26 protein-coding genes are annotated in these 26,202 nt (G+C 42.1%); 20 read left to right on the plus strand and 6 right to left on the minus strand.

Annotated features, from left to right (window positions below; genetic code table 11):
- Positions 1 to 4: 4 nt before the first annotated feature.
- From rraA to EC846_RS11100, 4 genes are all read left to right on the plus strand, one after another.
- Positions 5 to 517, plus strand: coding sequence for a ribonuclease E activity regulator RraA (gene rraA, locus EC846_RS11085; protein ID WP_005257007.1), 513 nt, complete (start codon positions 5 to 7; stop codon positions 515 to 517).
- A 12-nt stretch (positions 518 to 529) separates the two neighbouring features.
- Positions 530 to 1,318, plus strand: coding sequence for a glutathione S-transferase N-terminal domain-containing protein (locus tag EC846_RS11090; protein WP_123775196.1), 789 nt, complete (start codon positions 530 to 532; stop codon positions 1,316 to 1,318).
- 117 nt (positions 1,319 to 1,435) lie between these two features.
- Positions 1,436 to 1,789, plus strand: a complete 354-nt coding sequence (locus EC846_RS11095) for a hypothetical protein (RefSeq protein ID WP_123775197.1) — start codon at positions 1,436 to 1,438, stop codon at positions 1,787 to 1,789.
- Between the two features lie 123 nt (positions 1,790 to 1,912).
- Positions 1,913 to 4,420, plus strand: a complete 2,508-nt coding sequence (locus EC846_RS11100; RefSeq protein ID WP_123775198.1) for a tetratricopeptide repeat protein — start codon at positions 1,913 to 1,915, stop codon at positions 4,418 to 4,420.
- Positions 4,421 to 4,504: 84 nt separating this feature from the next.
- Here EC846_RS11100 and EC846_RS11105 read toward each other — a convergent pair whose 3' ends face one another.
- Complete coding sequence (locus EC846_RS11105) at positions 4,505 to 6,037, minus strand: acetyl-CoA C-acetyltransferase (protein WP_123775199.1); 1,533 nt, start codon at positions 6,035 to 6,037, stop codon at positions 4,505 to 4,507.
- A 223-nt stretch (positions 6,038 to 6,260) separates the two neighbouring features.
- Between EC846_RS11105 and EC846_RS11110 the strand changes: the two genes are divergently transcribed.
- The 3 genes from EC846_RS11110 to EC846_RS11120 all read left to right on the plus strand — a co-directional run bounded on the left by EC846_RS11110 (position 6,261) and on the right by EC846_RS11120 (position 9,906).
- The gene (locus EC846_RS11110; RefSeq protein ID WP_004771693.1) at positions 6,261 to 7,652 is read left to right on the plus strand and encodes a 3-oxoacyl-ACP reductase; all 1,392 of its coding nucleotides are present in this window, start codon (positions 6,261 to 6,263) and stop codon (positions 7,650 to 7,652) included.
- A gap of 65 nt (positions 7,653 to 7,717) precedes the next feature.
- Complete coding sequence (locus tag EC846_RS11115; RefSeq protein WP_123775200.1) at positions 7,718 to 8,572, plus strand: MaoC family dehydratase; 855 nt, start codon at positions 7,718 to 7,720, stop codon at positions 8,570 to 8,572.
- Positions 8,573 to 8,652: 80 nt separating this feature from the next.
- The gene (locus EC846_RS11120; RefSeq protein ID WP_123775201.1) at positions 8,653 to 9,906 is read left to right on the plus strand and encodes a serine hydrolase domain-containing protein; all 1,254 of its coding nucleotides are present in this window, start codon (positions 8,653 to 8,655) and stop codon (positions 9,904 to 9,906) included.
- Here the strand turns inward: EC846_RS11120 and EC846_RS11125 are convergent.
- Complete coding sequence (locus EC846_RS11125; protein WP_123775202.1) at positions 9,903 to 10,421, minus strand: GNAT family N-acetyltransferase; 519 nt, start codon at positions 10,419 to 10,421, stop codon at positions 9,903 to 9,905. The genes EC846_RS11120 and EC846_RS11125 overlap by 4 nt on opposite strands.
- A 12-nt stretch (positions 10,422 to 10,433) precedes the next feature.
- On the minus strand, positions 10,434 to 11,018 hold the full coding sequence (locus tag EC846_RS11130; protein WP_123775203.1) for a TetR family transcriptional regulator: 585 nt from the start codon (positions 11,016 to 11,018) through the stop codon (positions 10,434 to 10,436).
- Positions 11,019 to 11,144: 126 nt separating this feature from the next.
- Between EC846_RS11130 and EC846_RS11135 the strand changes: the two genes are divergently transcribed.
- The gene (locus EC846_RS11135; RefSeq protein ID WP_123775204.1) at positions 11,145 to 12,635 is read left to right on the plus strand and encodes an MFS transporter; all 1,491 of its coding nucleotides are present in this window, start codon (positions 11,145 to 11,147) and stop codon (positions 12,633 to 12,635) included.
- A 41-nt stretch (positions 12,636 to 12,676) separates the two neighbouring features.
- Here EC846_RS11135 and EC846_RS11140 read toward each other — a convergent pair whose 3' ends face one another.
- Positions 12,677 to 13,270, minus strand: a complete 594-nt coding sequence (locus EC846_RS11140; protein ID WP_123775205.1) for a Maf family protein — start codon at positions 13,268 to 13,270, stop codon at positions 12,677 to 12,679.
- Positions 13,270 to 13,653, minus strand: a complete 384-nt coding sequence (locus EC846_RS11145) for a DUF2237 family protein (RefSeq protein ID WP_005229802.1) — start codon at positions 13,651 to 13,653, stop codon at positions 13,270 to 13,272. The genes EC846_RS11140 and EC846_RS11145 overlap by 1 nt, the downstream gene beginning before the upstream one ends.
- A gap of 140 nt (positions 13,654 to 13,793) precedes the next feature.
- Between EC846_RS11145 and EC846_RS11150 the strand changes: the two genes are divergently transcribed.
- Complete coding sequence (locus tag EC846_RS11150; protein ID WP_047432658.1) at positions 13,794 to 14,981, plus strand: phosphoglycerate kinase; 1,188 nt, start codon at positions 13,794 to 13,796, stop codon at positions 14,979 to 14,981.
- A 153-nt stretch (positions 14,982 to 15,134) separates the two neighbouring features.
- Positions 15,135 to 15,365: a hypothetical protein gene (locus EC846_RS11155; protein ID WP_004771706.1), complete on the plus strand. Its 231-nt coding sequence runs from the start codon at positions 15,135 to 15,137 to the stop codon at positions 15,363 to 15,365.
- A 48-nt stretch (positions 15,366 to 15,413) separates the two neighbouring features.
- Here the strand turns inward: EC846_RS11155 and EC846_RS11160 are convergent, their stop codons facing one another.
- Complete coding sequence (locus EC846_RS11160; protein WP_005257017.1) at positions 15,414 to 15,797, minus strand: hypothetical protein; 384 nt, start codon at positions 15,795 to 15,797, stop codon at positions 15,414 to 15,416.
- A 254-nt stretch (positions 15,798 to 16,051) separates the two neighbouring features.
- On the opposite strand from EC846_RS11160, the gene EC846_RS11165 reads away from it, so the two are divergent.
- From EC846_RS11165 to EC846_RS11210, 10 genes are all read left to right on the plus strand, one after another.
- The gene (locus tag EC846_RS11165) at positions 16,052 to 16,630 is read left to right on the plus strand and encodes a nitroreductase (RefSeq protein ID WP_004771710.1); all 579 of its coding nucleotides are present in this window, start codon (positions 16,052 to 16,054) and stop codon (positions 16,628 to 16,630) included.
- A gap of 47 nt (positions 16,631 to 16,677) precedes the next feature.
- A complete protein-coding gene (locus EC846_RS11170; protein WP_123775206.1) occupies positions 16,678 to 17,751 on the plus strand; it encodes an NAD(P)H-dependent glycerol-3-phosphate dehydrogenase in 1,074 nt (357 codons plus the stop codon).
- A gap of 57 nt (positions 17,752 to 17,808) precedes the next feature.
- Positions 17,809 to 18,264: a phosphohistidine phosphatase SixA gene (gene sixA / locus EC846_RS11175; RefSeq protein ID WP_005257021.1), complete on the plus strand. Its 456-nt coding sequence runs from the start codon at positions 17,809 to 17,811 to the stop codon at positions 18,262 to 18,264.
- Positions 18,265 to 18,304: 40 nt separating this feature from the next.
- Complete coding sequence (gene gspL, locus EC846_RS11180) at positions 18,305 to 19,444, plus strand: type II secretion system protein GspL (RefSeq protein WP_123775207.1); 1,140 nt, start codon at positions 18,305 to 18,307, stop codon at positions 19,442 to 19,444.
- Positions 19,444 to 19,923 (plus strand): type II secretion system protein GspM, encoded by a 480-nt coding sequence (gspM, locus tag EC846_RS11185; protein WP_005257023.1) that lies wholly within the window; start codon positions 19,444 to 19,446, stop codon positions 19,921 to 19,923. The genes gspL and gspM overlap by 1 nt, the downstream gene beginning before the upstream one ends.
- An 89-nt stretch (positions 19,924 to 20,012) precedes the next feature.
- Positions 20,013 to 21,020 carry a quinone-dependent dihydroorotate dehydrogenase gene (locus tag EC846_RS11190; protein ID WP_123775208.1) on the plus strand — a complete coding sequence of 336 codons (1,008 nt, stop codon included), beginning with the start codon at positions 20,013 to 20,015 and terminating at the stop codon, positions 21,018 to 21,020.
- A 1-nt stretch (position 21,021) separates the two neighbouring features.
- Positions 21,022 to 21,615 carry a CvpA family protein gene (locus tag EC846_RS11195; RefSeq protein WP_123775209.1) on the plus strand — a complete coding sequence of 198 codons (594 nt, stop codon included), beginning with the start codon at positions 21,022 to 21,024 and terminating at the stop codon, positions 21,613 to 21,615.
- 24 nt (positions 21,616 to 21,639) lie between these two features.
- Positions 21,640 to 23,178, plus strand: a complete 1,539-nt coding sequence (purF, locus tag EC846_RS11200) for an amidophosphoribosyltransferase (RefSeq protein ID WP_005257025.1) — start codon at positions 21,640 to 21,642, stop codon at positions 23,176 to 23,178.
- Positions 23,179 to 23,279: 101 nt separating this feature from the next.
- Complete coding sequence (locus EC846_RS11205) at positions 23,280 to 25,169, plus strand: M48 family metalloprotease (protein WP_171066985.1); 1,890 nt, start codon at positions 23,280 to 23,282, stop codon at positions 25,167 to 25,169.
- Positions 25,170 to 25,295: 126 nt separating this feature from the next.
- Complete coding sequence (locus EC846_RS11210) at positions 25,296 to 26,096, plus strand: undecaprenyl-diphosphate phosphatase (protein ID WP_004771720.1); 801 nt, start codon at positions 25,296 to 25,298, stop codon at positions 26,094 to 26,096.
- The last annotated feature ends 106 nt before the right edge of the window (positions 26,097 to 26,202 follow it).

Below are 26,202 nucleotides of genomic sequence, written 5' to 3' on the forward strand. Positions count from 1 at the left end.
TTCAGTGACGACAATTCCTTTTGTAACTTGTGATTTGTTAGATGATAACCCTGAAAAAGAGCTACAAGTGGTCATCCCATCTTTAGATGGTAAATTCTTTAAAAGCTATGGCGCACGTAAAACCTTTGGCGGCCAAGTGGTCACGGTAAAGTGTTTTGAAGATAACTCGCGTGTGAAAGAGCTCTTGGCAACGGATGGTACAGGTAAAGTACTGGTGGTTGATGGCGGTGCATCCATGCGCTGTGCCCTGATGGGAGATATGATTGCCGAGTCAGCAGTGAAACATCACTGGAATGGAGTGGTGATCTATGGCTGTGTGCGTGATGTCGATGCGATTGCAGAACTGGATTTAGGCGTACATGCATTGGCTGCAATCCCGCAAAAAAGTAATCGCAAAGGCATAGGTGAAGTCGATGTCAGCTTGTATTTTGGTGGCGTGACAATCAATTCAGGCGATTATATCTACGCAGATAATAATGGCATTGTGATTGCAAAAGAAAAATTAGTCGACTGCTAAAAGGATAGCACTATGCTGAATAAGGTGAATCATCAACTCAAAGTTTTACAATCTGTTGTTGCTAGTGTGATTGAAGGTGGACGAGGTGCAATGGGAACACCATTTCCAAATCAACCTGCAAAAGCAATTAAGCTCTATGAGTTTGAAGGTTCGCCGTTTTGCCGCCGTGTCCGTGAAGTTATTACTTTGCTGAATCTGGATGTGGAAATTTATCCATGTCCAAAAGGCGGTCAAAAATATCGCCAGATCGTGAAAGAGAAAGGTGGAAAAAAACAATTTCCTTTTTTAATTGATGAAAATACAGGTGACCAGCTATATGAGTCACAGGCAATTATTCATCATTTGTTTAAACATTATGGTAAAACAGGCCAAACACCGAAAAAATTTAGCCATTATCCAAAACTTCCCTATGTATCTACATTGGCGACAGTCGCCAATGCGGCGCGTGGGGTCTGGATTAATCAGCAGATTGTTGAACGTCCAGCGCCAGCGCAGTTATTGGAGCTGTGGAGCTTTGAGGCAAGTCCTTATACCCGTTTGGTGCGTGAAGTACTGACTGAGTTGGAATTGCCTTATATCCTGCATAATGTGCCGAAAGAGCGTTGGCAGGACATGGGGCCAGCAGTACTGCGTTTAAAACCGGGGAAATATATTCCGCTACCAAATGGTAAGCGTGAAAAAGTGGTTGAAGTGATGGGACGTGATATTCAGGTGCCGTATCTGGTCGATCCGAATACAGGTGTAAAAATGTTTGAATCTGCCAAGATTGTGGAATATTTAAAGAAACAGTACGGAAAATAATTGTTGGAAAAGCATCTTTTAACAGATGCTTTTTTTTATATCTGCTGAGGTGAAGGTTGCTTCAATAATGGATTTAGCGGTTTAATACCGTTGAAAAAATAGTGATGCGATCTCGAAATGTTAAGCCAATTGACCAACTTATTTAAAAGTTCTAAAGAAACACCTGAGCAGTTATTTTTAAAAGAACATGCTTTGGCCTTTGATGCTGAACAAGGGGCGATTCTGGGCGGGGTAGTGCTGAATGAGTTAGGGTTTCGTCTAGAGTATTTCTCAAACCGAAAGTTAGATCGATTTGATGATCTGGAAAAGTTATTTCGGATTGCACCGCAAATTAATGAAAAGATCGATCTAGAAATTCATTCACAACGTTTTGTTGAACGGCTGGGAAATAATGAAGAAAATCTCAAAGAACTTAAGCAAGCGATTAAAGTTTTAAATGATTATTTTGTGAAGTTTAAACGAGCGAGATAGAGTAATATAAGTGCAACACCATCTATCAAATAACCAACACATATAAGGCGTGGCTACAAAAGTGTAGTCTTACCCTATATTCGGGTATGAACTTCAATAAAGATAATAACTAGAGACAAATGCATGGCACATCGAATTTATTTATATAATGTTAATAAAGATAAACAGCATAGTGATTTGGGCTATTTAGGTGAGTGGAAATATGAAATTCCACAGTTGTTACTTCCGCTGTTTTTTGCACAACCTTCCCGTAAGGGGCATTTGCTGTACTTTTACCGCCAAGGTGGTATTGAGTACTTACAACGTTTTTACCATTTATTAAATGAACAATATCAATTCAGTGAACAGGCGGGCTGTGTAGAGGCCCAGCAGACCATGTTCGAGCTGTTACAGCACTTGCCTTATGAGCAGCTTGAAATGGATGCCACTGATGTCTTTAATATGAATGAGGACAGTCATCGTCAGCAGGCACAGCAATGGCTTGAAGACATCTTGGAGAAAAAAGCCTTGTATGATCAGGCTCTGGAGCAGCGGGATTTAACTGTTCTGGATGTGGTATTGGCCAGAACGGGCTATGAAAACTTTCTAGATATTTTACAGACAGACTGGGTGCAATGGGGATTGGGCTATTGGGAAGAATCACTTTATCGCGATGCATCGGAAAGCTTTGAGGAAAATGGCCTATGGGGACTCAGAAACCGTCAGGGAGAAGTTGTTCTTGCACCGCAGATGAGCGAGATCTGGGCGTTTAATGATGAGGGAATCGCCGTATTTGAGCGCAATGCACAATATGGTTATCTCAATCATTATGGGAAGATTCTGCTCGAAGCACAGTTTACGGATGCTTATGACAGTTTTCAACTGGAAGGTAAAAATTATGCAGTGGTTCATCCACAGGAAAAGCAGGAATTAGAAGGCCTAATCTGTGTGGAAGATGGTCAATGGATGATTCCAGCCTGCTACGAAGCAGTAGAGCAGCTACTTTACTCGGACGTTTTTAATGTGTTTAAAGCAGGTCAGTATCGCCTGGTTAATCTCCAGCATCAGGCTATTGTCGCTGAATCATCGGATCATCCTTTCGATCTGGATTATTTAAATGAACAGGTTAAGCTGTATTACTGTACACAAAAAAGCTCGGCAAATAGACGTTATTTCCTGAGTAACGGCAGCTATCTGGGAGAGTATATTGAAGATGTACTGCAACCACTCAGTAATGGCTATTTATGGGTCAAGCTGAATAAGTTCCAGCGCAAGATTTGTGTATTAAAACCAAATGGCGAGTTACTGATTGATGATATTGATCAGCTGAAGGAATGGTCGGGTTATGGTTATCGTAGTTTTGCTTATCGCAAAGACAAGAAATGGTATGTCTATCAGACCGAAACCCATTGCTTTTTGTTAGCGCAAGGCATGGATAAGCTGATTGAGGGGGAATATCTGCATGAACTCGAGGATATTTATCCTTTTGAACATGCAGGGCAATATGGTCTGTTCGATGCCAAGCAACAGCGATGGCTGATCCCGCTTGCCAATCAGTTTGAGCGTATCCAACACGTCAGTCACGGCTTGTTCCAGTGCATCACGACAGCGGGAAGCTATTACTATGATGCAAAACAAAACATGCTGGGAACAACAAGTTTTGATTATATTGCGCCGGCAATTGAGCGTTATGACCCGGAACAAGGACTATTAACTTTATTCAAAGCGCTGAATGTATTTTTTATCAACCCGCAGCGTCAACTGGTACAAGCTGCCCCTGATCAGATTGCCCAATTTTATCTGTGGCGCTTTAATTTCCAAGGCAAGGATTTAAGATTTTTCGAGCAGTTCTATTCACACTGGAAAGCTGCCCAAGGCCATAGCTATTTTGGCCAGCTGAAGGTCAACACCTTGTTGAAAATGGCGCAATATTTTGAAGAACATCATGATATTGCGCAAGCCATAGAATATTATCAGGCTGCTGCGGATCAGGGGGATAGTGAGAGTATGGTGGCCTTGGGCCTGATTTATAATAACGGTGAAGGTGTGCAGCAAGATTATGTGCGTGCGCTGGACTATTACTGGCAAGCAGTGCAACTGGACAATTCGTGGGGTTGGAACAATCTAGGGTGTATGTATCTTAACGGGCATGGGATTGAGCAGGATGTCCAGCTAGCGATTGAATGTTTTAACAAGAGTGCACAATTGGGTAACGGGCAAGCCTGCAAAAATCTGGCAGGGTTTTATTATGATGGGATTGACGTTGAACAGGATCTGGCGCTTGCCGCAACATATTATCAACGTGCCGAGCAGCAGTTTTATTTCAGTGGGGAACAGCTTGCTGATATCTACTATCAACAGGCGGCATATGCTCAAGTTGCCAAGCTGATTAAGCGTGATAAAGACGAAGCATATACGGCGATCTATTATGCACTGATGTATGAAGCAGGGCATCAGTTTAAGCAGAATATTAAAAAGGCCATCCAATATTTTGAAAGGGCATTGCAGTATGCTGATTACCCTTATGCATTGAAGCAGTTACTGCATTATTATGCTGAATCTGAACAGTTTAAAAATCCTGAAAAATATCAGCATTGGCAGGAATATATCGTAAGTAATGCTATACAACTTGATGAATCTGCATCTGATTAAGCAGGGCATAAGCGCAGTAAAGCACTAAGCAATAAAAAAGCTGAATCAAGTGATTCAGCTTTTTTTACTTCATTTGGTGAGCAATTATTTTTCAATAATCGCTGTGACACCTTGACCGCCAGCAGCACAGATCGAAACAAGAATGCGACCTGAACCTTTTTGATTTAAGATTTTTGCAGCAGTTGCGATGATACGACCGCCAGTTGCAGCGAATGGGTGACCCGCAGCTAAAGAAGAACCTTTAACGTTGAGTTTGCTACGATCAATTGAACCTAAAGGTGCATCTAGACCTAAACGCTCTTTACAGAATTTTTCATCTTCCCAAGCTTTCAAAGTGGAAAGCACTTGTGATGCAAATGCTTCATGGATTTCATAGTAGTCGAAATCTTGAAGTTTAAGGCCAGCACGCTCAAGCATACGTGGAACTGCATAAGCAGGTGCCATCAATAAGCCTTCTTTCTTACCCACGAAATCAACCGCAGCAGTTTCAGAGAAAGTCAGGTATGCAAGCACTTCATGGCCGTTTGCTTTTGCCCATTCTTCTGAAGCTAAAAGTACACATGATGCACCATCAGTTAACGGCGTAGAGTTACCTGCTGTCATAGTTGCAGCTTCGCCCTTACCAAATGCTGGCTTTAATTTCGCTAATTTTTCAGCAGTAGAGTCAGCACGTAAGTTGTTATCACGGCTTAAACCTAAGAATGGCGTGATTAAGTCATCAAAGAAACCTTCTTCGTATGCTTTTGCCATTTTTTGATGAGAAGAAGCAGCTAAAGCATCCTGATCTTCACGTGGAATACCCCATTCAAGCGCAGTGATTGCTTGATGGTCACCCATAGATAAACCTGTACGTGGTTCACCATTTTTAGGCGCATCCATAAGATCTTTTACATTGATTTTTGCTAAAGCTTTTAAACGGTCTTTACCTGTTTTGGCAATATTAAGTTCAAGAAGTGCTTTACGTAAGCCATCACCGAAAGCGATTGGCGCGTCAGATGTTGTATCCACACCACCAGCAATACCCACTTCGATTTGACCCAAAGCAATTTTGTTTGCAACCAAGAACGCTGCTTGTAAGCCAGTACCACATGCTTGCTGAATGTCATAAGCCGGTGTTTCTGGTGCAAGTTGCGTGTTTAACACACATTCACGTGTCATGTTGAAGTCACGGCTGTGCTTTAATACCGCACCCGCAACCACTTCACCTAGGCGTTGACCTTGCAGGTTGAAGCGCTCAACCAAACCGTTTAACGCAGCTGTAAACATGTCAATGTTAGAAGCTGTGAAATAAGCGCCGTTAGAGCGAGCGAAAGGAATACGGTTACCGCCGATAATGGCAACACGGCGCACAGTGTTTTGGCTCATGGTTTTATCCTGTTGAACAGAAGGTTTGGTTGTTTTAGCTGCCGCTGCTTTTGTCGTTGTAGAAGCAGCGCTTTTTGTAGTACTCGCACTACGGCTGGTAGAACGGGTACGCGTTGTCTTTGGTGTCGTCGTTGCTGCTTTTGGAGTAGTGGTCGCAGTTTTACGTTTCGTAGTCGCTGCTTTTGATGTATTTGACACAGTCTCCTGAGCAGAATTGTCGACTGCTGGATTTTCTTGAGTTGTTTTGCTCATAAGGCTTTTCCAAGCATAATTGCGATATTCTTGGTACAAACATACCATATTTTCAATACTGCTGTATTGACTAGAATGACGCTTGAGACCACATTCAGGTCAAGACATCCAGACATGAACTCAAGTATGATTTGTAATGAGTCAATCAGACATTGATTTCATGCCATATCCCAACATGATTCATGTGTTTGTAACAAATTCATTTGTATGAGAGATAATAACCATGACTGATCAGTACCAAGCATTTACACAATCACCTTTAGGTAAATTTGTTGTAAAAAATTTAGGTCTACCATCACCAGTAACGCTAGATCGTTTTGAAAGTGCTCAGCCTGTTGTGAATGGAGCAGTATTGCTTGGCGCAGCACCATCAAGTACGGTTTCTGGTGCGATTGCTCAAGTTCTTAGCAATATTCATGCAGATAGCTATGTCGGTAATAATGTTGAATTACAACAAACTGCTGCAAAAGTCGGCTTAAATCTTCGTCCATTGAATGCCGATGATAAAGAATCTAAATTTAAAGCCGTTGTATTTGATGCTTCTGGTATTCAAGATTCTGAGCAGTTAAAAGAGTTGTATAACTTCTTCAATCCAATCGCTCGTCAAATCTCAAGTTCAGGTCGTGTAATTGTGATCGGTACCACACCTGAAACTGCAAAAACAGTCAAACAGGCGATTGCACAACGTGCGCTTGAAGGTTTCATCAAATCTGTTGGTAAAGAATTCAAAAAAGGCATTACTGCTCAAGTCGTTTATGTCGACCAAGGTGCAGAAGCAAACCTTGAATCAACTTTACGTTTCTTGATTTCACCACGTTCTGCTTATGTATCAGGTCAGGTGATCCGCGTATCTAAAGCAGATGTGGCTGATTTAGACTGGGCGAAGCCACTTGCGGGCAAAACTGCATTAGTGACTGGTGCAAGTCGTGGTATTGGTGAAGCGATTGCGCATGTATTGGCGCGTGATGGTGCACATGTCATTTGCTTAGACGTTCCACAACAACAAGCCGATCTTGAGCGTGTTGCAGGTTCAATTGGCGGTTCAGTATTGGCAATCGACATTACGGCTGCTGATGCGGGTGAAAAAATCAAGACTGCCGCTGCAAAACAGGGCGGTTTAGACGTGATCGTTCACAATGCAGGGATTACCCGTGACAAAACTTTGGCAAATATGAAGCCTGAGCTTTGGGATCTTGTAATTAACATTAACTTGTCTGCAATTGAGCGTGTTAACGATTACTTACTATCTCATGATGGTTTAAATGCAAATGGCCGTATCGTTTGTGTATCATCAATCAGTGGTATCGCGGGTAACCTCGGTCAAACCAACTATGCGGTATCTAAAGCAGGTGTGATCGGTCTGGTTAAATTTACTGCGCCGACATTGAAAAATGGTATTACTATCAATGCAGTTGCACCAGGTTTCATTGAAACGCAAATGACTGCTGCGATTCCATTCGCGATTCGTGAAGCTGGTCGCCGTATGAACTCAATGAACCAAGGTGGTTTACCTGTAGATGTTGCGGAAGCAATTGCGTGGTATGCATCTACTGGTTCAACAGGTGTGACAGGTAACGTTGTTCGCGTCTGCGGTCAAAGCTTGTTAGGTGCTTAAGCATTAGGGTTTTGAAGAGGGGTGCTTGTGCATCCCTTTTTTATAAAAATATTGAAAGGTTTATTATGAATACACGTCATTTTAGTCAGTTGCCAAAACCTTATTTAGCTTATCCAAAAGTCATTCAAGGTCTCATTTTCAAAAAGCCAAAAGGTGAAAAGGTTCTGCCACAAGTTGAGTATGTGGTGGATACACTTAAGATTGATAGCAAGCATTTAGAAAGCTATAACGAGATTTGTGGTTTTAAAAATGATGGTTTCGTACCTGCAATTTATTTAGCGGTTTTGTCTCAAAGTCTGCAAATGCACATGATGACCAGCGAAGCTTTCCCGTTTCCGATTTTGGGTTTGGTGCATATTCGTAACCAGATTAAGCAGACACGCAAAATTGGTGTAAATGAGCAAATTACGCTGTCTTGTAAATTTGGTGAATTGAAACCGCACGACAAGGGTTTACAGTTTGATTTCATCACGACTGCGAAAGTTGCTGGTGAAGTGGTGCTGGAAAGTTTAACGACGTATTTATCACGCCAGAAAACTGAGAAAAAAGCAGGTGAGAAGGCTAAAGATACGCAAGAACCAGCTTATCAACCACAAGCAGAATGGAATATTTCAGAAAATACGGGTCGCCGTTATGCGGTGATTTCTGGTGACTTTAACCTGATTCATATTCACGCCGTAACTGCAAAAGCATTTGGTTTTAAACAGGCGATTGCACATGGTATGTGGAGCAAGGCTAAAGCTTTGGCGAGCATTGAGCTTTCAGCAGCTTATGAAGCAGATGTCTGGTTTAAATTGCCAATGTATTTACCTTCAACGGTTGAGTTTTTAACTGCGGCTGAATCAACGCAAACAGATTTCTTGATCCGCAATGTGAAATCTAAAAAGCCGCATGTGGCTGGTACAGTGAAAGCACTTTAATACATTTTAAAATTGAAAATGCTCCCTGTTGTTCGCAACAGGGAGATTATAAAAACATAAATATCATAAGGAATTGGGCTTTGATTAAAGAAATTTTATTTGCCGATACACATCATTATCACGGCAGTGTTGATGAGCGTTTTATTGACTTAGCTAGCCAATTTAGCCGTTTACAAGATGCACGAAGCCAGCAAGGCGGCGCGGCATTGGTGGTGTATTTCCAAGGTCAAAAAGTCGTTGATATTTTTACGGGTAAAAAATCTCAAGAAGAAGATTGGCAATCAGATACCTTAGCGATGTGTTACTCAACGGGTAAAGGTATTCTTGCAACCCTTGCGCATATTCTGGTGAGTGAAGGTTTACTTGAGTATGATCAGCCTATTGCACATTACTGGCCTGAATTTGCTCAAAATGGCAAAGCCAATATTACTTTGCGTCATGTTTTATCGCATCAAAGTGGCTTGTTTGATATTCGCAATATGATTGATGCCGCGACAGAAATGCTGGATTGGTCGCACATGCTGGATGTGGTTGCAGCGGCAACACCGCGTTTTTTGGCAGGACAAAGTTTTGCCTATCAGCCCTTGACCTATGGTTGGATTTTGGGTGGTGTGATTGAGAAAGCAGCCAAGCAGCCGTTAAATTGGTTAATGCAACGTTATCTTGTACAACCACTTGAATTGGATGGGGCATATTTCGGCACGCCTGCTTCAGAACTAGATCGTGTTGCGCGGTTATTGGTGAAGCCAAAAGCCCCAACCTCGACTAAGCCTCAAACCAAGAAAAATAATCAGCCACGTAAAGCCTCTTTATCAGAAAGATTATTAGAGCTTTCAGGGCAAAACCCTCAGGATTTTCAGGATGCCATGATTCCTAAAGGAATGCGTCATTTTAGTTTCTACAGTGATGAGGGGTTACAAGCTGTTATTCCGGCAGCCAATGGTGTATTCACTGCGGATAGTTTAGCTAAAGTATATGCGATGCTGGCCAATCAAGGGCAATGGCAGGGGCAGCAATTCATTCGTCCAGAAGTATTTAAGCAACTCAGTACGGTACAAAGCAAAGTGCGTGATCGAGTGATGCCAATTCCAATGCATTGGCGTTTGGGTTATCACCGTATTTTAACCATGGGCAAACGTGCGCCACATGGCTTTGGGCATGTGGGTTTTAATGGTTCAGGCGCATGGTGTGATTTTGATCGTGAATTGAGTTTTGCTTATACCCATAATTTTAATGTGACTTCGGCAACAGGGGATTATCGTTTGTGGGGCTTAAGTCAGGAAACGCTTCGTTGTGCAGATGCAATTTTAAATGGACGCAAAGGCTGGTTCTAATTCGTATCAGCTTGATAGGGTGGAATGTGATAAATCACTGCCTCATATTTCCGTTCAGTTTTGTATCCAGCAACAGTTCCACCTAAAAATTCAGCTAGTTTACGACTTGGCTGATTTTCAATTGCAACAGGATATAAGAAATATTGGGCAGACATATGTGTAGAAGCCCAACGAAAAACTTCTAAGAGGCCTTCTTTGGCAAAGCCTTGATTATGGCAATCTTCCCGAATCCATAAGCCCAATTCGGGTGTTGTAGTACCTAAATGATGGATGCCAATTAAGCCAATAAATTGCTGATTTTCTTTATTACGTAATACAAAATGGTGATCCGTACGTTTTGTTTCTGCGATAAGCCATGTTTGCCCAATCTGTTCGATTTCTGCAAAGCTTTGTGCTGGCTCCCATGTCATATAACGCGTTAAAGTTGTAGTCACACAAGGGTAGATATCGGCTAGATCATTCATTTGAAATAGAAATAAATCCAGTCTTGGTGTTTGTAATAAAGGGGGGCTCATTATTTTCTCATTTTACTTTTTAAACAATTCTGCCTGAATGATAGCTTCAGTATGACGCTTAAAATCAACTTCATTTAAGCCAGTCAATCCTAATTTATAAATTCCTTCCAGACCACAGACAAACGCAATTAACCGCCATGCGATGTCATGGCTATTGGTCTCAAAATGAAACTCTCCCTGTGCTTGACCTTCATTAATCATACGGACAATTGAGCGATGCCAGTCCTGCATGGCGATGTTATAAGCCTGTTTTATTTCTTCATCTTGATCAATGAGAACTTCGGCTTCATTCCAGAGTCTTAAATAGGGTTGAATCTGCTCAATATTTTCACAACCGAGTAGCAAGGAGAGGCGCTGTAAAGCGTTGGCTGTGCTGACCTGATTTTCAATTTCGTCCAGTTGTTGCATTAGTTTGATAAATGCTTCTGCTTTTAAATGTGAGCTGGAGGCAAAATGATGATGCACTTGTCCTGTCGAGGTTTGCGCTTCGGTGGCAATACGGCGTACGGTCATCGCAGAAAAACCTTCGTTTAAAGCGACTTGCATGGCCGCCTGTAAAATCATTTCACGACGTTGTTCGCGATTTAAATAAGCCATTCTTTGTTTGCACCTATACCTGCATATAAAACGGAAACACACTACTCCAAATTTTAAAGTTGGACAAGTGTTCAATTTTGGTTATAATGACAGCAATTTGAACAATTGTCCAATTTAGAGGCATTTATGTCACGCAAGTGGTTAATTCTTGCAATCGTTGTATTGATCTATCTCCCTGTATCGATTGATGCGACCGTTTTACACGTGGCGACACCGACGTTGAGTGAGTCACTTTCTTTATCAGCAAATGAATTGCTGTGGATTATTGATATCTATTCCTTGGTCATGGCGGGCCTGATTTTACCTATGGGTGCGTTGGGAGACCGTATTGGTTTTAAACGGCTGATGATTATTGGCGGGATCTTATTTGGTCTGGCGTCATTGGCAGCTGCATTTTCTTCTACTGCTTATGCCTTAATTGGTTCACGTGCGTTATTGGCAGTGGGTGCAGCCATGATTTTGCCTGCGACTTTATCTGCGGTCCGTAATACCTTTCTGGATGAGAAGCAACGTAACTTTGCACTTGGCATCTGGGCGACTGTCGGTGGTGGTGGTGCAGCCTTTGGCCCATTATTAGGTGGTTTCTTGCTGGAGCATTTCCATTGGGGCGCTGTGTTCCTGATTAATGTGCCGATTATGCTTGCTGTGTTGGCTTTAACGGTATTTGTGATTCCAAAACAGGCAGGGCAACCAAAGCAGAATCTTAACTTGCTACAGGCCATTGTATTGGTGGTTGCTATCCTGAGTATGATCTATGCAATTAAAACCGTGATGCATGGGTTTAGCATCTGGTCGGTTTTGATCTTTGCCGTGGGCTTGAGTTTACTGGTGGGCTTTGTCCGCAAACAGCTCACGTCAACGTCTCCAATGATTGATATCCAATTATTCAAACACCCTGTTATTGCGACAGGTGTGGTGATGGCAATTGTCTCCATGATGGCACTGGTCGGTTTTGAATTGCTGATTTCACAAGAACTGCAATTTGTTTACCAACTTTCTCCATTGGCTGCGGGTGCATTCATTTTACCGTTTATGGTGGCGATTAGTTTAGGCGGCCCAATCGCCAGTATGCTGGTCAATCGTTTTGGGCTACGTTCAGTAGCATCGCTCGGTATGTTGATGAGTGCGGTAAGTCTGTGGGGCTTGGCAAATACTGATTTTATGCAGGCGAAGATGCAGGTCTGGAGCTGGATGGTTGTTTTAGGTTTAAGTGTAGAAATTGCTTTACTGGCTTCAACCTCTGCGATTATGTCTTCAGTACCGCCAAGCAAAGCCACGGCAGCAGGGGCAATTGAAGGGATGGCCTATGAGCTGGGAGCAGGTTTAGGAATTGCCTTTTTCGGTCTGATGTTGTCATGGTTCTATGCCAATTCGATTGTAGTACCAACCGAAGTGCCGCATCGCATTATTGAACAGGTGAGTAGCTCGATTGGAGAGGCGGTTCAAGCTGCCAAACAATTACAACCTGCGATTGCAGAGCATGTGATTACTGCTGCGAAACAAGCCTTTAGTCAATCACATCGTTCCGTGTTGAATGTCGCTGCCTTGTTGTTCTTGATCTTGTCGATCTTTATCTGGTTTGCTTTGCCAAAAAGAGTCACTGTGGTCGAGGAATAATGATTGACCCTGATCTAAATTGAGTTTAGGTCAGGGTATTTTTAAGGAACACTGATTTCAAACTGGCGTAAGATTTTACATAGTTGAATCATCGGCAAGCCCATCAATGTGGTTTGATCATCACCCACCATTTTTTCATATAAGCTAATGCCTAAGCTTTCACATTTAAAACTACCGGCACAATGTAAAGGCTGGTCAATTTCAATATAACGTTCAATTTCTGCCAAGGTTAATTCGCGGAATTTAACTTGGTAATGCTCAACCAGTGTGGTTTCAAAGCCAGATTGTAAATGTTGAACACTGAGCGCGGTGCTGAAAAATACGGTTTGACCCGAGTTGGCCTGTAATTGCTGAATGGCATTTTCAACGCTTAAAGGCTTGCCAATAAAATCATACGGGGCATGTTCACGCCAAGCCACCTGATCGGAACCAATCACAATCGCATCTGGATGTTGCTGAGCGATCACAGCTGCTTTTTCAAAAGCGAGACGTTTAGCCAAATCATCGGCATGTAATTCACCTGTTGCAGATTCATCAATATCAGGGGAAATACAGCGATAATTCAGCCTTAAACGATCCATGAGGTCTTTACGGGTTTGGCTGCTTGAGGCCAGAATCAGTTCATACTGGCGCATTACACTGCATATTCCACAAGAATATTGAGCGGTACGTAGTGTAACACCGCATTGTGGCATGCATTCAATTTGATCGGTGGCGCATGTCCAGCCTGATAGGCTTCTACCCAGCGTGTCACACAAATGCACCAAAAGTCACCTGGTTTAAGCCCGGGAAAGCCGACTTCTGGTAACGGTGTGATCAGGTCATTGCCGACTTTTTGTGAAAAATTCAGAAATTCAGAGGTCATTTGCGCGCACATGGTGTGTTGACCTGAGTCGGTGACCGCCGTGTGACAAAAACCATTACGGAAATATCCGGTCAGCGGATCATAACAACAGCTGGCTAAAGGTTCGCCAAGTACATTTAAACGATTAATTTTAGGATCTGGATGAATAGACATAATAATAATAAAGATCGGGTGACGCTGATTATCATAATCAAAAGTGACGGCTTCGGCAGCTTTTCTGCAAAAAAACTCACCTTTATTTCAGAGAATCATTTAAAATTGTGCCGTTTTTAAAATCAACTAGAGAGCCATCCATGAATTTTCAGCGCATGACTGATCTTGATTTAGCAGGTAAACGTGTCCTTATTCGTGAAGACTTAAACGTTCCTGTAAAAAATGGGGAAATTACCAGTGATGCACGTTTACGTGCTGCATTGCCAACTATTAAAGCTGCTTTGGAAAAAGGCGCGGCAGTAATGGTATTTTCTCATTTGGGTCGTCCTGTAGAAGGTGAGCCAAAACCAGAACAATCACTTGCACCAGTTGCTGCTTATTTAAGCAAAGCTTTAGGTCAAGATGTTAAATTATTCACAGACTATTTAGATGGCGTGGACGTTGCAGCGGGTCAGGTAGTATTGCTTGAAAACGTGCGTTTCAACCACGGTGAAAAGAAGAATAACGAAGAACTTGCGAAAAAATATGCAGCGCTTTGTGATGTATTTGTTATGGATGCATTTGGTACAGCGCACCGTGCAGAAGCATCAACTGAAGGTGCTGCACGTTTTGCACCAATCGCAGCAGCAGGTCCATTGTTGGCTGCTGAATTAGATGCGCTTGGTCGTGCAATGCAAACTCCAGAAAAACCAATGGTGGCGATTGTTGCGGGTTCTAAAGTATCGACCAAGCTTGATGTATTAAACTCATTATCAACGATCTGCGATCAATTGATCGTTGGTGGTGGTATTGCTAATACTTTCCTTGCGGCAGCGGGTTATAACGTTGGTAAATCACTTTACGAAGCTGACTTGGTTGAAACAGCAAAACAAATTGCTGCAAAAGTGAGTGTGCCATTACCAACTGATGTTGTGGTTGCAGATGCAAGCCAAATCAACTTTGAAGACTTCTTGGGTTCATTGGCAAGCGCACAAGCTGTGGTGAAAAATGTTGCAGATGTGACTGACACTGATATGATTCTGGATGTTGGTCCTGAAACGGCTAAAGCATTTGCAGAGATCTTAAAAACTTCAAAAACTATTCTTTGGAATGGCCCAGTGGGCGTATTTGAAGTGGATCAATTCGGTGAAGGTACTAAGGCACTTTCTTTGGCGATTGCTGAATCTGCTGGTTTCTCGATTGCAGGTGGTGGTGATACATTGGCTGCGATTGATAAATATGAAGTTGCTGACCAAATTGGCTATATCTCAACGGGTGGTGGTGCCTTCCTTGAGTTTGTAGAAGGTAAGACTTTACCTGCGGTTGCAGCTTTACTTGAACGTGCTTAATCAAGATTTAACCTTTTGATTAGTCACGAAAATATAAAAAAGAGTCGATTTAAATCGGCTCTTTTTACTTTTGTACAACGTTGTAGTCATTAAAGTGTCATATATCTGAAATATGCTTGTCACAAGTTAACCAAGTTACTGTGGAAAGCCGTGATGAAATTTAAATTAACCCTTGCCGCGCTAATCATTGCTCCAATCATGCTGACTGCATGTGCAAAGAAAGAAGAAGCGAAGAATGTTGAACAGCAAGATCAGGCTGCTTCTGCTGCTGTAGCAACTCAAACGACTCCAGAGCAACAAGCTGCAATTGATGCAATCGATAAACCGAATTTAGATGAACATAATACTGATGTTGCAGAGGTTGCTGCGAGCGAAGCTCACTAAGCAATCCAGAAAATAAAAGCCGATGTAGAAACATCGGCTTTTTTGTTTTTAAGCGTTGGCTTTGCAATAGAAGGTGAGAGTGGTCTGGTAATCATCATCTTTGGCTAAAGAAGCATTTTTACCTGTAATGGTACCAATCACACCTGCGGCAGCTTCAACCATCTTGCCCGTCTGCTCATCTACAACACCTTTCAGTACACCTTGATAAGCTGTTTTTTCATCGACAACAACAGGCGAGGTATTGCGAGTACAGGTTTTTTGGGCAGCGCTAATCGCATTATTTTTAGCGATCAAATTTGTTTTACCAATGCCAGTTACTTCATATTGATTATTTTCTTTTTGAATCGCTAATGTGTTGGTCGGGGTAGATGCACATGCAGTCAGACCCAATGCCAAGCCGCCAAGTAAACTCATGATGAAGGTTTTTTTCATTGCTTGTTCTCAAGTGGTTACGTAATCATATTATTTGAACATATAATTTTTGAGTGCTTTGGCAGGTTATGTACAGTTTGTGCAGAGACTCTGTTAATTTTGTCAAATGAATGATGAGCTTAGCAATGATGATATTTTCATTTACTGACAAAAAAGCAATATAAGCAGCAGATACAAGCATGAATTAGGCATAGTGGAAATCATTCAGATTATGCTAATCTAGCGCCATCCATGTGTTAGTTAGATTCATTTCAATGACGGACTCAAATATAGAGACAATTCATCAAAATATTCATCAACGTCAATCTATTGGTCAACTTATTGAGCCAGCACCGAATACAGAACAACTCGAAAAAGCAGTACAAGCGGCGTTGACCGCGCCAGATCATCATCGTTTAAAACCCACCCGTTTTGTGATCGTTACACCTGAGCAACGTGCTGCTTTTGGTGAGCATCTAGCCAAAGCTTTGGCAGACCTCGGAGAAACAGAGCCTGCCCAGCTTGATCGGGTGAAGCAGCATCCATTCCGTGCGCCGTTGCTGGTTTTAGCGTTAACGACCCTTCAAGATCATCCCAAAGTACCGCACTTTGAGCAGATCCTGAGCACGGGTGCAGCGATTCAGAATTTCTTGTTATCTTTACAGGCACAAGGGTTCGCAACCATGTGGCGTTCAGGTGCTGTGGTTGAGTCAAACTGGTTAAAACAACAGTTAGGTTTAAAAGAGCAAGATTTAATTTCAGGTATTATCTATATCGGAACTGCGGCAAAGGCGATTGCTCCGCGTGCAGAAATAAACAGTCAGGATTTTGTCAAAGTGTGGCAAGCAAACTAAGCTCGGTTTGTAATGATTAAAGAAAGAAATAGGTTTCAGGATAAAAAATGACAGAGTTAAAATTTAGCGATTTAGTTGAACCCGTAGCTGTAGATCAAAAAACAGCATTAAGAATTACAGTATTGGGTGGTGGTAGTTTTGGTACAGCCATGGCTAATCTAGCTGTGCGTAATGGTTGCGATACCATGATCTGGATTCGTGATGCTGCGGTGGCGGAAGAAATCAATCAAACTCACGTCAATAAACGCTATTTGCCTGATTTTACCTTGGAACCAGGATTACGTGCAGTCGCTGATCTGGAACTGGCTGTACGTGACCGTGACATTATTCTGGTGGCGATTCCGAGTCATTCATTTCGTGATGTATTAAAGCAGATTGCACCATTTATTACCTCTCAGGCGGTGGTTTCATTAACCAAAGGGATTGAGGCTAAAACCTTTAGTTTCATGAGCTATATCATTCGTACAGAATTACCAGAAGTACCATACGGTGTGTTATCGGGTCCAAACCTTGCCAAAGAAATTATGGCGGGGATGCCATCAGGCACTGTAATTGCCAGTGATTCTGAATTGGTTCGCTATGCAGTTCAGCATGCGTTACACAGCGCCTTATTCCGCGTGTTTGGTAGCGATGATGTACATGGCGTGGAATTGGGCGGTGCACTGAAAAATATCTATGCCGTGGCAATGGGGATGGGTGATGCATACAAGATTGGTGAAAATACCAAGAGTATGATCCTGACGCGTGCTTTGGCTGAGATGAGCCGATTTGCGGTAAAGCAGGGCGCGAATCCTTTGACATTCTTAGGCTTATCGGGTGTCGGTGATTTATTTGCGACCTGTAATAGTCCGTTGAGCCGTAACTATCAGATTGGCTTTGCTCTAGGTTCAGGTAAAACACTGGATCAGGCGACCAAAGAACTGGGACAGACCGCTGAAGGGATTAATACCATTGTTCAGGTGCGTACCAAAGCACAAGAACTGGATGTATACATGCCAATTACCAATGCACTGTATGAAGTGATTTTTGAAGGCGCACCGCCAATGAATATTGCGTTGTCTTTAATGAAAAATGGTCATCGTAGTGATGTTGAGTTTGTTTTACCTCATCATGAAGTCTAATCAAAAAACTGTCATCTATTCGCGTTATGATACAGCTATAAAAAATAAGGTCGTTTTATGCAGTTAACTTTAGTTCGTCACGGTGAAGCGTCTCCAGCCATCAATGGAAACGATATGCAACGCCCATTAACCCAGCGTGGACATCAGCAAGCTGAGCAAACTGGGCAGTTTTTAAAAGATGTGATTCAGCCTGAAATCTTTGTGGTGAGCCCTTTATTGCGTGCTCAGGAAACTTTGGCTCATATCAAGGCACATTTTCACGGCATTCCGGTTCTGATTTGCGATAAGATCAAACCAGATGATGATGCCAAAGATGCAATTGAATGGTTGTCAAAATTACCGTACGAGTCAATTGCGGTGGTGTGTCATATGAATGTTGTGGCACATATTGCTGAACAGTTGACCCATGAGAACTTTAATCCATTTGCATTGGCAGAAGCCCGTATCTATGATCAAGCTGTGATCGCGAATGGATTATCGACACAAAAGAACCGTTTTACGCCAACACTATAATTTTTATATATCCGCGTTAGGATAAGGGTACTGAACACCGATGCTGTATTTATGGATGCCCGAAACCAATGGAACATGGTATTGGTCGGCTGGGGAAAACTGGTTGCAAGCCAATAGTCTTGAGCAATTGATTCAAGGCTTGCAAGAGCACAATGGAAAAGAAGCGGTGGTTTATTTTCCAAGCCGTAATGCTCAGATGTTGCAACAAGCAATGACAAAGGTACATTACAAACAATTGGGACAAGAGGGGATCAAATATCTCCTCGAAGAGTTTGTAACCTTACCGATTGATCAAATGAAAGTGGTACATCATTTTCATCAGGATCAAGTCAATATTCTAGGTGTAGCACAGTCAACCATTGAAACCTGGCAGCATGCACTCAGTTTGTTACCTGTCCAGATTAGTGCTTTCTTACCTGACTTCTTGATTTTGCCTGAGCCAGAGCAACATGAGGTTGTGCTGGTCAATCTCTATGATCATTTACTGGTTAGAGAAGATGCATGGCTAGGCAACTCGGTGGATGATCTCGGCTTATTTCTTGAGTTCCAGCCACCTGAAACACAATTTAAGTTTGCCAATTTAAATACTGCCCAGATGGACAGTCTGGCAACGGCATCTAGTAAAGATCAGCGTACAGAATTCAGTTACCAATTTCAGCCATTGTTAAAAGCAAAACAGCATCCCTTTAATGTTTTGCCGAAGTCAAAAAATGCAGAAACCCAATGGTCGGGCTACTGGAAAGCTGCCGCAGCAGTACTTTTGGCTGTGATCGTGGTGCAATTGGGTTACGATACCTTACGCTGGTCGAAACTGAAAAAAGTCGCCGATCAGACGGCTGTTCAAGCTATTGATCAATACAAATACTGGTTCGGTGAAAATATCAGGGTGACTGAACAAAATATTAAAAGCCAGTTTGAAAGCCAGTTGCGTATGAGTCAGCTTGGCGATACGCAGGCACTGTCACTGTTGAGTCGTGTCGGGCCAATCCTGATGCAAAAACAGATTGTGGCTCAGCAGGTTAGTTACGATGCTTCAACGCTTGCCATGTCACTTAAAGCAAAATCGGCAGATGATTTACAAGGACTGACCCAACAATTAAATCAGCAGGGTTTTCAGGCTGAGTTAGGCAATGTTCAGGCGGACAGTGTGGGCGCAATCGGGGTGGTAAAAGTAAAATAATGAAAGCACTAACACGTTTACAAAACAGCTTCGACCAGAAAGTTGAAGCACTTAATGAATATCTGCAAAGTTTATCTGTGCGTGAACGCGTGATGGTTATTTTTACGACCATTTTTGTGATTGTGACAGTGATCGGTTATTCCTTGTGGATAATGCATGCTTTAGCCGATCAGCAGCAAAAACGCTTAAATGAGCTCAAAGATCTGACTGTCTGGATGCAGAGTAATGCTGCTACTATGAAACCTGCCAATGATTTGTCACTGACTGCTGCGGACAAGATTCAGCGGACAGCACAACAGCAGGGCTTGGCTGTATCCTCTCAGCAAAATGGCGAACAGATTCAACTGGTGGCAGAACATCAGAATTATGCTGTTTTAGCTAACTTTTTAATGCAATTGTCGCAAATGGGGATTAGCATTCAAAAAATGGATATGGTGTCAAACAATAATCAGATTAAATTAACTGCAACAGTACAGTAAGCCATTAAAAACCCTATGTCAGGCATGGCGTTTTGATACGCCTATGCCTATAATATGCCTACTTGAAAAAACAGTAGACTGTGATTGGTATGTTATATTCATTGGCTCGCCCTTTGTTGTTTACTTTAGCGCCAGAGCGTGCACATGAACTTACACTTTCTATGCTGGATAAAGCCCATAAAATTGGCTTGATGCATCAGAAAGTTGCAGCGAAACCTGTGACATGTATGGGAATTGAATTTCCAAATCCTGTGGGTCTTGCTGCCGGTTTAGATAAAAATGGTGCGCATATTGATGCTTTAGCAGCACTAGGCTTCGGTTTTATCGAAATTGGAACCATTACGCCACGTCCACAAGCAGGTAATCCTCAACCGCGTTTATTCCGTATTCCTCAGGCAAAAGCCATTATTAACCGTATGGGTTTTAATAATGATGGCGTGGATAAACTGATTGAGAATGTCAAAGCATCAAAATTTAAAGGTGTTCTTGGAATTAATATTGGTAAAAATGCCGATACGCCTGTTGAAGATGCAGTTTCTGATTATCTGATCTGCCTAGAAAAAGTTTATAATTACGCTTCTTATATTACGGTTAATATTTCATCTCCAAATACCAAAAACTTACGTAGCTTACAAAGTGGCGATGCACTAACAGAGTTGTTACAAACATTAAAAGATCGTCAACTAGAACTGGCAAAACAATATAATCATTATGTTCCTCTCGTGCTCAAAGTTGCACCAGATTTAACCACAGAAGATATTGATTTTATTGCAGCACAATTATTGCAATTCAAGATTGATGGTCTCATCGTGACCAATACCACGCTTGGCCGTGAAGGTGTCGAAAACCTTGAAAACGGAAATGAAGCGGGTGGCTTGTCTGGTGCGCCTGTATTTGAGAAAAGTACCGAATGTTTACGCCAGTTTGCGAAAATACTCGCGGGTCAGATTCCTTTGATCGGCGTCGGTGGTATTTTGGCAGGTGAACATGCGGTTGCGAAACAACAGGCAGGAGCAAGTCTCGTTCAAGTCTATAGCGGACTGATTTATACAGGCCCAACCCTAATCAAAGATTGTGTTAATGCGATGACATTGTGAAATGAACACGCTTGATATCATTATTCTGGTCATCTTGCTCATTGGAGGGCTGAACGGTTTGCGCCAAGGATTTATTAAAGCCTTTGCGAACTTGATCGGATGGATATTTGCATTGATCATTGGAGCAAAATACGCTGTGGTATTGGCACCTGCAATGAGCAGTCTGAGCCAAGACCCCGTTGTGCAAAAAATTGCTGCTTTTGCTTTTATCGTATTGATCATCGTGGTATGTACCTGGATTGTTTCGGCATTACTCAATGGGCTCTTGAAAAGTTTAAAACTGGGCCCATTAAATCGTTTAGCAGGTGGTGCTTTTGGTTCCCTCAAAGGACTATTGATTGTGCTGATCACCATGCAGGGTCTCGGCCCATGGGTAGAAAGCTCACCGCACTGGAAACAGTCTAAATTCGTACAAATTTTATTACCTTACGCACCTTTGGCTACTGAAATGTCCAAAGATGCGGCAAATCAAGCTTTACATCAAATGACATCTGAAGGTGCGTTGTTACATCGCCCTTCACCAGAAATGGACGAATCAGAACGTGTAGCTGTCACAGACCGTTCTGATCATTCGACGAAAAATCCTTTTTATTAATCGCTAGCTTGTCGCGAGGTTGCTATGTGTGGAGTTGTTGGGATAGCCGGTAAATCACCAGTGAACCAAATGTTATTTGATGCCTTAACGATGCTGCAACATCGAGGACAGGATGCCGCAGGAATCGTAACCTGCCACCAAGGGCGTTTATTTCTCCGCAAAGATAACGGTATGGTACGCGATGTATTCCATACCCGTCATATGCGTGCATTGCTTGGGAACTACGGGATTGGACATGTGCGTTACCCAACCGCAGGTTCATCAAGCAGTGCTGAAGCGCAGCCGTTCTATGTAAACTCTCCGTACGGGATTACCCTTGCACACAATGGTAACCTGACCAATGCCGCAGAAATTCATGATGACCTGTTTAAAACAGATTTACGTCACATGAATACGGACTCTGATTCAGAAGTTCTGCTCAATGTCTTTGCGCATGAATTACAGAAGATTCGTACCTTAAATCCAACACCAGACGATATTTTCCACACTGTTTCTCGTGTACATGAACGTTGCAAAGGCGCTTATGGTGTGGTTGCCATGATTACAGGCCACGGCTTGGTCGGTTTCCGTGATCCGAATGGTATTCGTCCTCTGGTGTATGGTTCTCGCGAAACTGAACAAGGGACTGAATATATTATCGCTTCTGAATCAGTTGCGATTACGGCACTAGGTTTTAAGGTAGAGCGTGATATTGCGCCTGGCGAAGCGATTTTCATTGATGAGAATGGACAACTGTTTAGCAAGCAATGCGCTGCCAATCCTGAATATCGCCCATGTATTTTCGAATATGTGTATTTTGCTCGTCCAGATGCAACGATCGATGGTATTTCAGTGTATAAAGCCCGTTTAAAAATGGGTGAGAAGCTGGCGTATAAGATTTTGAAAGAATGGGGTGAGGAACACGATATTGATGTTGTGATTCCAATTCCAGATACCAGCCGTACCTCTGCTTTAGAATTGGCAAATATTTTGGGTGTGAAATTCCGTGAAGGTTTTATGAAAAACCGTTATATCGGACGTACCTTCATTATGCCGGGTCAGCAACAACGTAAAAAATCAGTTCGTCAAAAATTGAACCCTGTAGAGCTTGAGTTTAAAGACAAGAATGTTCTATTGGTCGATGACTCGATTGTACGTGGTACCACATGTAATGAAATTATCCAGATGGCACGCGATTCTGGTGCGAAGAAAGTCTTCTTTGCTTCAGCCGCGCCAATGGTGAAATATCCAAATGTGTATGGTATTGATATGCCTGCGAAGGCTGAACTGATTGCATCAGGCCGTACAGTTGAAGAAATCCGTGAAAATATTGGTGCAGACCGTCTGGTTTTCCAAGACTTGGAAGATTTGAAAAATGCGGTTCGTACCAGCAAAGTGCCAGATTTAACTGAGTTTGATTGTTCAGTGTTTGATGGTATTTATGTGGCGGGTGGAATCGACAAGGATTACCTTGATAAACTCGAGCAAAAACGTAGCGACTCTGCAAAAAATAAACTAGATAGCTATATTGATGTGAATATTGATGCCGCTTCGGTTGATTTAACAGGAATCAAAGAAGAGTAATCATCTTAATCTATAGAAAAGCGGGAATTTCCCGCTTTTTTATTTTATGATAACGGATACGGAAGTCCTAAACAGAAACAATGTAATCAGGAAAATTTACATTGAGAGAAATGAGCCATTACTTAATCGAAAATAAGAATATTGCATGGTCAATGAGCTTTTGTTGGCTGGCGATGTTGTTGACTGTTTTTATTCTTAATCTAATTTTAGGTTTGGTCGTCCATTTCTTCGATTATACGCAGCCGATCTGGTGGCATGTTCTTAGTCCTTATTTTATTCTCTTGCTTATTTTTGTGCTGTTCTGGTCGGTTGGTGCGGAACTCTATGTACTACGTGAAGGCGGGCATTCGCTTGCCAAGCAATTAAAGGCCAGACGTCTGGTGTTTGATGAAAGTACGCCCGAAGAAAGTACGGCATTAAAAATTGTAGAGCAAGTGGCCAAAAGCTTCTCTATCGATCCTCCTGCGGTCTATGTTTTACCTGATGAAGTTGGTGTAAATGCTTTAACCGCTGGCTTTAGATCGCAAGATATTGTGATTATCCTGACTTGGGGTGCTTTGCAAAATCTTGATGAGCTGGAACTGTATGGCTTGCTCAGTTATGAGTTCAATCAGATTTTATCTGGTGAAGCAGTTGAAAATACCAAGCTTAAACTTTTGTATAGTGGCCTAACGACCTTTAGCCAATGGGGAAGCAAGCTGGCTCAAGCGGGTTATAGTCCTTATGCAACGTCTTATCGCAATAAGTTTGAAACCATTTTTGTCGCGATAGGTGGGGTGATTTGGCTGATTGGAAGTTTAGGGATTTTAATTACCCGTGGAATTAAATATCTGACTTTAAGTGGGCGAACCTTTCGCAATGATCTTAAGACCATGCGATTGATGAATAATAATGCCAATATTCAAACCCTATTAAGGATTTACGTCCATCATTCGGGCTCGCAAATTCACAGTGCCTATTCTGAATCTATTTCGCATATGTGCTTTGCAAACTCATTGAGTCCACAAAGCTGGATGAATATTCATCCCAGTATTAAAGATCGAATCTATGAATTGAATCCGACTTTATTGCAAGATTTACAATTAGAAAATCTAAGAAAATTACGTAATCGTCCTTTATTTAGCTTGTTTCGTTCGTTGGAAGAAGAAACGGCCGATATTACGACGCCTTGGAGTTCACCACAGCCTTTACCGTTGTTGCGTTTATCACCGATTAGTTTTGCGTTGAATGATGCGATTAAGCCGCTTAATCCAGAAATACGTAAAAATAAGAAACGTCCTGAACTCATTCAGCGTGCGATGCAAACCGCAACGGGTTCGCGAGAGGTGATGGTTGCGATTTTAATGATCCGTCAATATCGCGAATTTATTCCACAGGATGCACCTGTGAGCCATGCCATTGTTGATGCTTTATTGAATCTGGATGGTCGTATTCATGTGCAAATTTTCCATGATGCCTGTAAGAATATTGGGCACATGCCAGCCAGTATTGCCCGTCAATTTCTGACGAAGTTGGCGTGTATTATTCAGGAAGATGGAGAAGTCGGGTTATTAGATGCCTTATTGCTTGAACGGGTTAAAAATGAGCTCAATTTAATGCCCGCCCATCTACCTGCTGCTTTTGAAGATGTGAAATCTCAGATTGTGCATCTGATTGATGCCTTGTTGCACGTCCAGCAAATCAACAGTCCGAATCAGCTTGAAGTACGTGAACGTATTTTGCAACTGCTTTTGACTGAAGAAGAAATGCAAACCTATGCAGATATTTCAGATGAGCCATTGGATCTGGCTGAAATCCTGAATGACGTGTCAGGGTTGTTATTACGGGATCGTCTCAATATTTTGTCCATTGCAGAAAGATGCCTCTGGAATGACCGTATTATTACCCAAGATGAGTTAGATGTTTTAGAACTTTTATATTGGCGTCTGGGTTTTGATACGCATGAAGTGGTCGAACAAATGCAAAAGAAAAATAGTCTGATGATTATTTAAGAGATATTTATGTACATGCGTCCTTTTTTGATAAAAACGTTACGTGACAATCACATAAAATGATGCCATTTCAAGGTAAGCTTGCCGTTTATTTTTATTCTTGTATTACGTGCTTTTGAGTAATTTATGGAACATATTGAAATTTTAAAAGCCTTATTTTTAGGCTTTATTGAGGGTTTAACCGAATTCCTACCCATTTCAAGTACAGGTCATTTGATTTTATTTGGTCATATGATCGACTTTCATTCAGATGACGGTCGTGTTTTTGAAGTTGTGATTCAGCTTGGTGCGATTCTGGCGGTATGCTGGTTATATCGACAAAAGATTTTTGACTTGGTCAAAGGTTTTTTTAGTGGCGATGCTGAAGCGCGACATTTTGCTTTTAGTGTTTTATTGGCGTTTATTCCAGCGGTGGTGATTGGGGTATTTGCAGTCGATTTTATTAAGAGCGTGTTGTTTAGTCCTCTTGTGGTTGCAGTCGCTTTAATTGTCGGTGGTCTGATCATTTTCTGGGTTGAATCAATTAAATTTGATCATAAAACCACGGATGCGACCAAGATTACCTATAAGCAGGCTTTTCTGGTGGGTTGTGCGCAGTGTGTGGCCATGATTCCAGGAACCTCGCGCTCAGGTGCGACCATTGTCGGTGGCATGTTCTCGGGCTTGTCTCGTAAAGCAGCAACCGAATTTTCCTTCTTCTTGGCGATGCCAACCATGTTGGGTGCAGCGGTATTTGACCTGGCGCGTAATGCTGATGTGCTAACGCAAGATAATATGCTGAATATTGCGGTGGGTTTTGTGGCTGCCTTTATTTCGGCACTGTTTGTGGTGAGTGCATTGGTAAAATTTGTTGAACGACACACATTACGTGTGTTTGCTTGGTACCGTATTGTTCTCGGTATTATTTTGTTGTTTGTTTTCCTATAAAAAATAAAAAACTCTCCCTTTTTGCAAATGCGAAAAGGGAGATTCTCAGTTAAGATTCCCATCTCTTATTTCTAATCTTTCATATTCCTATATGGGTTCGACTGCA

Origin of the sequence: Acinetobacter sp. BIGb0102, assembly GCF_003815055.1 — a bacterium.
Taxonomy (GTDB): domain Bacteria; phylum Pseudomonadota; class Gammaproteobacteria; order Pseudomonadales; family Moraxellaceae; genus Acinetobacter; species Acinetobacter vivianii.